The sequence below is a fragment of the Corynebacterium sp. HMSC11D10 genome (assembly GCF_001806995.1).
Taxonomy (GTDB): domain Bacteria; phylum Actinomycetota; class Actinomycetes; order Mycobacteriales; family Mycobacteriaceae; genus Corynebacterium; species Corynebacterium coyleae.
In genome coordinates, this window is record NZ_KV787067.1 from 1 (window position 1) to 1,253 (window position 1,253).

2 protein-coding genes are annotated in these 1,253 nt (G+C 63.7%); one reads left to right on the plus strand and one right to left on the minus strand.

Annotated elements, in window-relative coordinates; translation table 11 throughout:
• Positions 1–157: 157 nt before the first annotated feature.
• On the minus strand, positions 158–469 hold the full coding sequence (locus HMPREF3120_RS08800) for a transposase family protein (protein ID WP_007000757.1): 312 nt from the start codon (positions 467–469) through the stop codon (positions 158–160).
• 127 nt (positions 470–596) lie between these two features.
• Between HMPREF3120_RS08800 and HMPREF3120_RS08805 the strand changes: the two genes are divergently transcribed.
• Entirely contained in the window at positions 597–1,100 is a 504-nt protein-coding gene (locus HMPREF3120_RS08805; RefSeq protein WP_246815456.1) for an SHOCT domain-containing protein, read from the plus strand.
• Positions 1,101–1,253 lie beyond the last annotated feature (153 nt).

A 1,253-nucleotide genomic window follows, 5' to 3' on the forward strand; every position in this document is an offset into this window, starting at 1 on the left:
TGCACTGCCTGGCGATCGTGAGTGGATCGTCAGGTCCGTCTAAGAGTCTCACGCGGGTGCAACGGTGAGGGGTGTAGAGAACGCACGGTGGGCGGTTGCGAATAAGTGACCACGCTGGCAGCCGAGAGGTACGAGCGATGAAAGATCAGCTCGAGCATTAGCGAACGTACTGACGTCGCTTTATTAGGTGTACTGACCGGGTACGTTGCGGGCACGCCGGTTCGGCGCACCGCCACAGCCGCTTGCGCCACACCAGCAGCACCGGCCGCCCCGCCGAGGGGATGTCACGCACCAGATGCTCACGCCGGCCGCGGGCCACCGCGACCACCCCGCACCGCGGGCACCCGGTCACCGACTCGGAGGTCTCCACCAACAGCTCCAGCTCACCGCCGTACTCACCGGCGGCAAGCACCACCAACCCCGAGATGCCGAGCATCGCAGCGGGCAGGACGGTAGCCTCAACACTCACCTGGGACTCCTCTCGATCCGTTGCTTGGTCGCTACGAATCGTGGAGTCCCAGGTCCGTCTTCACCAGCCCAACCCGGTCAGCGCGTCGCAACCCGGCTACCACGCTTGGTGAGGAAGATCTGCTAACGTGGTTCGGCGACGGCCCGGGCACGTCCTTGTTCCTAACCGTCGTGCGCTGGGGTCCGCGTGGACCGCTCGGCCAGCGTCCATCCAGTCAGGAGGCAGTCAGCAGATGTTCGACGACAACGGCTCATTCCTACTCGCCATGTTCGAGTTCTTCATCTTCTTCGCATGGTTCATGTCCCTGTGGTGGATCTTCGGAGATCTCTTCCGCAGCAAGGACCTCGGCGGCTTCGCGAAGGCGCTGTGGGTGGTGTTCATCGTCGCGCTGCCGTTCATCGGAATGCTCGCGTACCTGCTTGTTCGAGGTCGGGGGATGACCGACCGCGCGGCCGAGGCGCACCAGGAGCGCCAGCAGCGGCAGGAGGAGTACATCAAGTCCGTCGCCGGCGGCTCCGCCGGATCGAGCCCGACCGATGAGATCGCCTCGGCGAAGGCCCTTCTCGACTCGGGAGCGATTACCCAGCAGGAGTTCGACCAGATCAAGGCAAGGGCGCTCTCCTCGGTCTGACCCTGGTCCGCTCACTCGCCAGCCGCAGCGTCGCGGTCCGAGGGCGAAGAAGTACCGTTCTAATGACAACACCCCGCAGGGAAACCTGCGGGGTTATTTTTGGGTTAAGGGTCAAAAAGGGGTTAAGTAGCAAAATGTGTGTCCGGTCGGCGT